The sequence below is a fragment of the Candidatus Deferrimicrobiaceae bacterium genome, from assembly GCA_035256765.1.
In the GTDB taxonomy this organism is placed as follows: Bacteria; Desulfobacterota; Deferrimicrobia; order Deferrimicrobiales; family Deferrimicrobiaceae; genus CSP1-8.
The window spans coordinates 1-7,271 of record DATEXR010000259.1 but is presented as its reverse complement, the minus strand read 5'-3'; the positions used below and the strand labels follow the sequence as shown (position 1 = coordinate 7,271).

8 protein-coding genes are annotated in these 7,271 nt (G+C 67.4%); 7 read left to right on the top strand and 1 reads right to left on the bottom strand.

Annotation, left to right across the window (positions count from 1 at the left end):
* The 7 genes from lpdA to VJ307_08745 all read left to right on the top strand — a co-directional run.
* The coding region (gene lpdA, locus VJ307_08775; GenBank protein ID HJX74236.1) for a dihydrolipoyl dehydrogenase at positions 1 to 1,326 on the top strand (1,326 nt) is incomplete at its 5' end.
* A gap of 19 nt (positions 1,327 to 1,345) precedes the next feature.
* A complete protein-coding gene (locus VJ307_08770) occupies positions 1,346 to 2,317 on the top strand; it encodes a thiamine pyrophosphate-dependent dehydrogenase E1 component subunit alpha (GenBank protein HJX74235.1) in 972 nt (323 codons plus the stop codon).
* Between the two features lie 3 nt (positions 2,318 to 2,320).
* A complete protein-coding gene (locus VJ307_08765) occupies positions 2,321 to 3,295 on the top strand; it encodes an alpha-ketoacid dehydrogenase subunit beta (protein ID HJX74234.1) in 975 nt (324 codons plus the stop codon).
* A gap of 70 nt (positions 3,296 to 3,365) precedes the next feature.
* The gene (locus VJ307_08760; GenBank protein HJX74233.1) at positions 3,366 to 4,703 is read left to right on the top strand and encodes a dihydrolipoamide acetyltransferase family protein; all 1,338 of its coding nucleotides are present in this window, start codon (positions 3,366 to 3,368) and stop codon (positions 4,701 to 4,703) included.
* Positions 4,704 to 4,880: 177 nt separating this feature from the next.
* Positions 4,881 to 5,507 (top strand): lipoyl(octanoyl) transferase LipB, encoded by a 627-nt coding sequence (gene lipB, locus VJ307_08755; protein HJX74232.1) that lies wholly within the window; start codon positions 4,881 to 4,883, stop codon positions 5,505 to 5,507.
* Positions 5,477 to 6,355: a lipoyl synthase gene (gene lipA / locus VJ307_08750; protein HJX74231.1), complete on the top strand. Its 879-nt coding sequence runs from the start codon at positions 5,477 to 5,479 to the stop codon at positions 6,353 to 6,355. Before lipB ends, lipA begins: the two co-directional genes overlap by 31 nt.
* Before the next feature lies 1 nt (position 6,356).
* Positions 6,357 to 6,893 carry a THUMP domain-containing protein gene (locus VJ307_08745; protein HJX74230.1) on the top strand — a complete coding sequence of 179 codons (537 nt, stop codon included), beginning with the start codon at positions 6,357 to 6,359 and terminating at the stop codon, positions 6,891 to 6,893.
* A gap of 24 nt (positions 6,894 to 6,917) precedes the next feature.
* Here the strand turns inward: VJ307_08745 and VJ307_08740 are convergent.
* A partial coding sequence (locus VJ307_08740) for an HD domain-containing phosphohydrolase (GenBank protein HJX74229.1) occupies positions 6,918 to 7,271 on the bottom strand: 354 nt, incomplete at its 5' end.

Here is a 7,271-nt window from a genome sequence, read left to right as displayed (position 1 = left end):
TACGTGGCCGCGATCCGGGCGGCGCAGCTCGGCCTGCGGGTGGCGGTGGTGGAGAGGGACAAGCCGGGAGGCGTCTGCGTGAACTGGGGCTGCATCCCCTCCAAGGCGATCCTGAAAAGCGCCGACCTGTACCAGCAGATGAAGAACGCCGCGGCGTACGGGATCGTCGTGAAGGGGCTCTCGGTCGACTACGGGGAGGTCATCCGCCGCAGCCGGAAGGTGTCCGAGAAGATGTCCCGGGGGGTCTCCTTCCTCTTCCGGAAGAACGGGATCGAGCTGATCGCGGGAAACGCCGTCATTTCCTCCCCCACGACGGTTCGGGTCGGTGACGAGGAGATCGGGGCGGGAAAGATCCTGGTCGCCGTGGGAACGGCGGTCCGGGGGCTGCCGGGGATCGAGCCGGACGGTAAAACCGTTCTCACGAGCGACGACGCGCTGGCGCAGGAAACGATGCCGGGCTCGGTCGTCGTCCTGGGCGGCGGCGCGGTGGGGGTCGAGTTCGCCTACATCTACCGGACGTTCGGGGCCGACGTGGCGGTGGTCGAGATGGAGGACCAGCTTCTCCCCCGCACGGACCGCGAGGTGGCCAAGGAGCTGGAGAAGGCGTTCCAGAAGCAGGGGATCCGGGTGCTGACCGGCGCCCCGGCGAAGAGCCTGGACAAGGAGGCAAGGGAGCTCACCGTCTCCCTCAAGGGGAAGGAAGAGAGGCTTCCCGCGGAGAAGTTCCTCGTCGCCGTGGGGAGGAAGCCGCTGACGGAGGGGCTCGGGCTCGATGCGTGCGGAGTCAAGCTTTCGAAAGGGTACGTGGAGGTGGACGCCTCCCTGCGCACGGCGTGCCCGACCATCTTCGCGATCGGGGACGTCATCGGCGGGATGCTCCTGGCCCACGAGGCCTCCGCGGAAGGGGTGGCGGCCGCGGAGATCATCGCGGGGCACGAGACAAGGCCCCCCGACCGCGACAAGATCCCGGCCTGCATCTTCTGCCAGCCCGAGGTGGCCACGATCGGGCTCTCCGAGGAGGAGGCGAAACGAAGGGGGATCAAGGTCTTGGTGTCGAAGTTCCCGTTCACGGCGCTGGGACGGGCGGTGGCGTCGGGGCACACGGAAGGGTTCGTGAAGATGGTGGCCGAGGAGCGCTACGGCGAGGTCATCGGGTGCCATATAATAGGACATGGCGCGTCGGACCTGATCGCCGAGCTCGGCCTGGCGCTCACGCTCGAGGCGACGTTCCGCGAAATCGGCAAGACCGTGCACGCCCACCCGACCCTGCCGGAGGCGATCCGGGAGGCGGCTCTGATGCTGGGCGGCGAGGCCATCGACATCTGAGCAGGCGAGCGGAGGGGACATGACCGAGCAGAAGGAGCGGGAACTCTATTTCTGGCTTCGCCTCATCCGGGAGTTCGAGGGCCGCGTCTCCGCCCTCGACAGGCAAGGGAAGATCCAGGGCGGAGTCTACTCGGGGAAGGGGCAGGAGGCCGTTGTGGTGGGCGTGTGCCACGACCTGCGCCCCGACGACTGGATCTTCCCGCTGCACCGCGATCTGGGTGCTTTCCTCGCCAAGGGAGCGGACCCGAACCGGCTGATGGCCCAGATCTTCGGCAAGCGAGACGGCTTCTCGAAGGGGAAGGACTCCTTTCTCCACGGAGGGGATTTCTCCCGCTGCATCTTCGGCTCCACGTCGATGCTCGGCTCCACGCTGCCCGTCGCCGTGGGGACGGCGTACAAGTTCAGGATCGGGAAGGAAGACCGGGTGGCGATCGCCTTCTTCGGCGAGGGAGCGAGCAGCCGGGGGGACGTGCACGAGGCGATGAACTTCGCCGGGATCTACAAGCTCCCCGTCGTGTTCCTCTGCGAGAACAACTTCTACGCGTACTCCACCCCCAACGAGCTGCAGTTCGCGGTGGAGGATGTGGCGGACCGGGCCGTCGGGTACGGCTTCAAGGGGGAGGTCTGCCCGGGGAACGATCTCCACTCCGTGATGAAGGCGGCCCGGAAGGCGGTCGACCGGGCCCGGTCGGGGGGGGGGCCGACCTTTCTCGAGTGCAAGACGTACCGCTACCACGGCCATTCGGAGCACGACCGGGCGACCTACCGGAGCGCGGAGGAGCTGATCACCTGGGAGAGCCGCGATCCGATCGAGCGGTGGGAGGTCTATCTCGAGAAGAGGAAATACGACATCGCCGCGATCCGGGAGGAGACGGGAACGAAAGTGAAGAAGATCGTCGACGACGCGGTGGCGTTCGCGGAGGCGAGCCCCCACCCGGAAGGGCCGGAGGCGATGGAAGACCTCTACGCGACCCCGATCACGGAGGGATAGGCGATGCCGGTGACCTACATCCAGGCGATCAACCAGGCGATGCACGAGGAGATGGCGCGTGACGAGAACGTGATGCTTCTCGGAGAGGACGTGGGGGTCCTGGGCGGCGCGTTCAAGGCGACCGAGGGGCTGCACGAGAAGTTCGGCTCCGAGCGCGTCGTCGACACTCCGATCTCGGAGACCCTGATCATCGGGGCCGGCGTGGGGCTCGCGATCCAGGGGATGCGCCCGATCCTGGAGATGCAGTTCATCGACTTCATCTCGTGCGGGTTCGACCAGATCGTCAACATGGCGGCGACGCTTCGGTACCGGCACGGAGGGCAGACCGCGTGCCCCATCGTCATCCGGGGGCCGTGCGGCGCCGGGGTCCACGGGGGGCTCTTCCACTCCCAGAACCCGGAAGCGTGGTTCTTTCACGTGCCGGGCCTGAAGATCGTGGCGCCGTCGACCGCCTACGACGCCAAGGGGCTGCTCAAGGCCGCCGTCCGGGACGACGACCCGGTGATCTATCTCGAGCACAAGTTCCTCTACCGGCGGATCAAGGAGGACCTCCCCGAGGAGGAGTACGTCGTCCCGATCGGGAAGGCAGCCCTCCGTAGGGAGGGGAAGGACATCTCCGTCATCACCTATGGGCCGCCGATGCACGCGGCGGTGAAGGCCGCGAAGGACATGGCGTCCGAGATCGACATCGAGGTGATCGACCTGCGGACGCTGCTTCCCTACGACTGGAAGACGATCCGGGAGTCGGTGAAGAAGACCGGCAAGGCGCTCATCATTCACGAGGCCAGGCGGACCGGCGGAATCGGGGGAGAGATCGCGGCCCGCATCGCCGAGGATCTCTTCGAGCACCTCGACGGGCCGGTGATGCGGCTGGCCTCGAAGGATACTCACAACGCCTTCGCGGGGCCGATGGAGGAGTACATCATCCCGAACCAGGAGAAGGTGACCGAAGCCGTACGAAAGCTTGCCGCGTACTGACAAGGGGGGACATTCCTATATCGAGTTGTATGTTGAGGAGTGTCCCCCCCCAGCGAAGGGGGAAAGGAAGATGCGCGTAGACGTCGTGATGCCCCAGCTCGGGGAGAGCGTGATCGAGGGGATCGTGGTCAAGTGGCTGGTGAAGGTGGGGGATGTCGTGGCCAAGGACCAGCCTCTTCTCGAGATCTCCACCGACAAGGTGGACGCCGAGATCCCATCCCCGGTCGAGGGGAAGATCGTGGAGGTCCTCGCGAAGGAGGGGGACACGGTCCCCATCCAGGAGCTCCTCTGCCGGATCGAGACCGAGAAGGCGGCGGCCGCCCCGCCCCCGGAGCCGCCTCCCGAGAAGTGGGACGAGGAGGAGGAGGGGTTCCCCGGGGCGATGGCCCGCAAGACGGGACCGCCCATTCCGCCTGCACCACGCACCGAGCCGCCGAAGGAGGCGCCGAAGCTCGCGCCGCCGCCCGAAAAGGACCAACCGAAGGTGCGCATCTCCCCGGTAGTGGCGAAGATGGCCGCGGAGTACGGTCTCGACATCTCGCGGATCCCGGGGACGGGGATCGACGGCCGCGTGACGAAGAAGGACGTGGAGGCGTACCTCGCCCGTCGGGAGGAAGGGGCCGCACCGGCCCCGTCGCCTGAGGCGAAGCCCGCGCCGCCTCCGCCCCCGAAGAAGAAGCCCGCTCCTGCGCCGCCCCCGCCCGGCGCGAAGGTCACCCCGGAGGGGGACCAGGTGATCCCGTTCACTCCGATCCGGAAGATGATCGCCGAGCATATGGTGCTGAGCAAGCGGACCTCCCCTCACGTCCATACCTTCGCCGAGGTGGACATGCACCGGGTGGCGGCGTTCCGGGCGGCGAAGAAGAAGGAGGGGATCTCCCTCACGTATCTCCCCTTCGTGATCTGGGCGGCGATCGAGGCGATCCGGGAGTTCCCCGTCCTGAACGCCCAGGTGGTCGGCGAGACCACGGTCATCAAGAAGGGGATCCACGTCGGCGTCGCCGTCGATACGGAACGGGGCCTGATCGTCCCCGTCATCCGCAACGCCGACGAGAAGGCGCTGCTCGGCCTGGCCAAGGCCGTCGAGGACTTCGGGGCGAGAGCCGCCGCGAAGAAGATCCTCCCGGACGAACTCTCCGGGGGGACCTTCAGCGTCACCAACCCGGGGCTTAAAGGGAACCTCTTCGGGACGCCGATCATCAACCAGCCCCAGGTCGGGATCCTGCGGATGGGGCAGATCATCAAGCGCCCGGTGGTGGTGGAAAAAGACGGCGAGGACGCGATCGTCATCCGTCCGATGATGTTCCTGTGCCTCGGCTACGACCACCGGATCGTCGACGGGGTGACCGGCAACAGCTTCCTCTTCCGCGTGCGGGAGATCCTCGAGGCGGGGGAGTTCCACCTCTAATGCAGCGTCTCGCAAATAACCTGGCATTCGACCGCCGCTGCAGCAGCGAAGGCTTCGTTGCGCTCCTTGCGGCGTACTTCGTTCCAGTACGCCTCAGACGCGCGCCTCGCCGGCGCAGCGCATCGACGGTCTCGGTGCGTCAGCCTATTTGCGAGACGCTACATTAGGGGCGAAGCCGTGGAGACCGTCTGGCTCGGCTGCCTGGAGTACAGGCGGGCGCTCGACCTGCAGCTTTCCTTTGTCGACCGCCGGGCGCGGGGGGAGACGCCGGACACTCTCTTGCTGCTCACCCACCCCCACGTCTACACCTTCGGGCGCGCCGGCGACCCGGCCAACCTCCTCGTCCCGAAAGATGCGCTGGCCGCGGAAGGGATCGCCGTGGAGCGGGTCGGCCGGGGGGGGGACGTGACGTACCACGGCCCCGGGCAGCTTGTCGGGTACCCGATCGTCTTCCTTGCACGCCCCGACGTGCACCGGTTCGTCCGCTGCCTCGAGGCCGCGCTGATCGAGGCCATCGACGCCTTCGGCATCCCCTCCTGCCGGAACGAGGGGTTCACCGGTGTGTGGGCGAACGGGAAAAAGATCGCCTCCATCGGCGTGGGCGTCAAACGGTGGGTCACCTACCACGGCTTCGCGCTGAACGTGTCCACGGACCTGTCCTACTTCCACCGGATCCACCTCTGCGGGCTGAAAGGGCGCGAGGCGACCTCGATGGCCGAGATCACGGGACGGGATGTCCCGATGGATGAGGTCTGCGAAAGGGTGGCCGCATCGTGCGGGCGACATCTCCGGGGGTTCTCGTGAGCGGCCCCCCCCCCGGGAAGCGCCCCCCGTGGCTCACGGTACGCGCCCCGTCCGGGGGGAGCGTCTCCCGTGTGACGGAGACCCTTGCCAGGCACGGTTTGCGCACGGTGTGCCGCGAGGCGCGGTGTCCCAACGTCGGAGAGTGCTGGGGAGAGGGGACGGCGACCGTCCTCATCCTGGGGGATATCTGCACCCGGGGATGCGCGTTCTGCAGCGTTGAACCCGGGCGCCCGGCGCCTCCGGATCCTTGCGAGCCGGAGCGCGTCGCGGCGGCGGCCGCCGAACTCGGCTGGCGGCACATCGTCGTGACCTCGGTCACGCGGGACGACCTCCCCGACGGGGGGGCGGGGCAGTTCGCCCGGGTCGTGGGGGAGCTTCGGAAGTCGCCTTCCTCCCCCGCGGTGGAGCTCCTCGTGCCGGATTTCGCCGGCGACCGGGACGCCCTCGCGGCGGTGGTCGCCGCCCGCCCGGACATTCTTGCGCACAACGTGGAGACCGTGCCCAGGCTCTATCCCGAGGTGCGCCCCGGGGCGTCCTACGAAAGGTCCCTTGCGCTTCTTTCCCGCGCGCACGCGATCGATCCCGGCCTTCCGCTGAAATCCGGCCTGATGGTCGGGTTCGGGGAGACGAGGAAAGAAGTCGTCGGCGTGATGGAGGACCTCTTCGCGGCGGGCTGCCGTTCGGTCACCGTGGGGCAGTACCTTCCCCCCTCGCGCCACCATCGGCGGGTGAAGGAATACCTTTCCCCCGAGACGTTTCGGGAACTGGCGGCGGAGGCGCGCGCGATCGGCTTCCCCCGGGTGGCGTGCGGGCCCCTCGTGCGCAGCTCGTACCGGGCGGGGGCGTAGGATGCACTCCTGGAACGTGGTCGTCACCTGCCGCCGCAACGGCGAGCGGGGCGCGGCGAAGGAACTCAAGTTCTTCGGCCGGTTCCACACGATGGGATTCCGCGACGTCCTGGTCGGGAGCGTGGAGGACCGCGCGAGGTTCTTCGAGGAGCTGCGCAAGGGCAAGGAGGTTCGGGACCCGGTATGGCGGTTCGTCGCCCGCCTCGTCCCGGTGGACGAGGTCTTCTCCTTCACCCTGGAGACGTTCCGCGAGCGGCTGTCCGGGGTGATCGACGGAATCGCCGGCCGTGTTCCCCCCGGCCCCTTCTACGTGCGCATCGAGCGCCGCGGGCACAAGGGGGAGATCCCGACGCAGGAGGTGGAGAAGGAGATGGGCGGCCGGATCATCGCCGCCCACGAGAGCCAGGGGCACGCCTCCCGGGTCGACTTCCAGGGTTTCCGCTCCATCGTTGCGGTGGAGACCTTCGGGGACCACGGCGGGGTGGGGGTCATCTTCCGCGAAGAGATCGAGAAGTATCCTTTTCTGAAAGTTCCGTGATCGTTTCCGGAAAGCGTGCGTCGCTCAATTCATCCGGATTTCGGTACGGCTCGGGAACCTGCGCTCGTATTCGGCCGCGTACGCTTCCTGCGCCTCGACCCGGATCCTGTCGATCTTCTCGTATTCCTCGTTCAGCACGTCCACGATCCGCGCGTCGAGGCTGCTGTCCCTGACCAGTCGGTACAGGATCGGCATATTCTCGCTCCGTCCGGTCCCCTCCCGGTACGGGCGGGTTTCCGCAAGGGCCGTGAAGACGTCGGCCACGCACATGATGCGGGATCCCAGGGGAAGGACGTCGCCCTTATGGTGGAAGGGATACCCTGCGCCGTTCAATCGCTCGTGGTGGAACGACGCCCACATGTTGATCTCCTCGAACCC

What these genes read in the sequence shown, in the direction of transcription:
- VJ307_08770 (HJX74235.1), top strand. Translation starts at nt 1,346, where the DNA reads ATGACCGAGCAGAAGGAGCGGGAACTCTATTTCTGGCTTCGCCTCATC.
- VJ307_08765 (HJX74234.1), top strand. Translation starts at nt 2,321, where the DNA reads ATGCCGGTGACCTACATCCAGGCGATCAACCAGGCGATGCACGAGGAG.
- VJ307_08760 (HJX74233.1), top strand. Translation starts at nt 3,366, where the DNA reads ATGCGCGTAGACGTCGTGATGCCCCAGCTCGGGGAGAGCGTGATCGAG.
- VJ307_08745 (HJX74230.1), top strand. Translation starts at nt 6,357, where the DNA reads ATGCACTCCTGGAACGTGGTCGTCACCTGCCGCCGCAACGGCGAGCGG.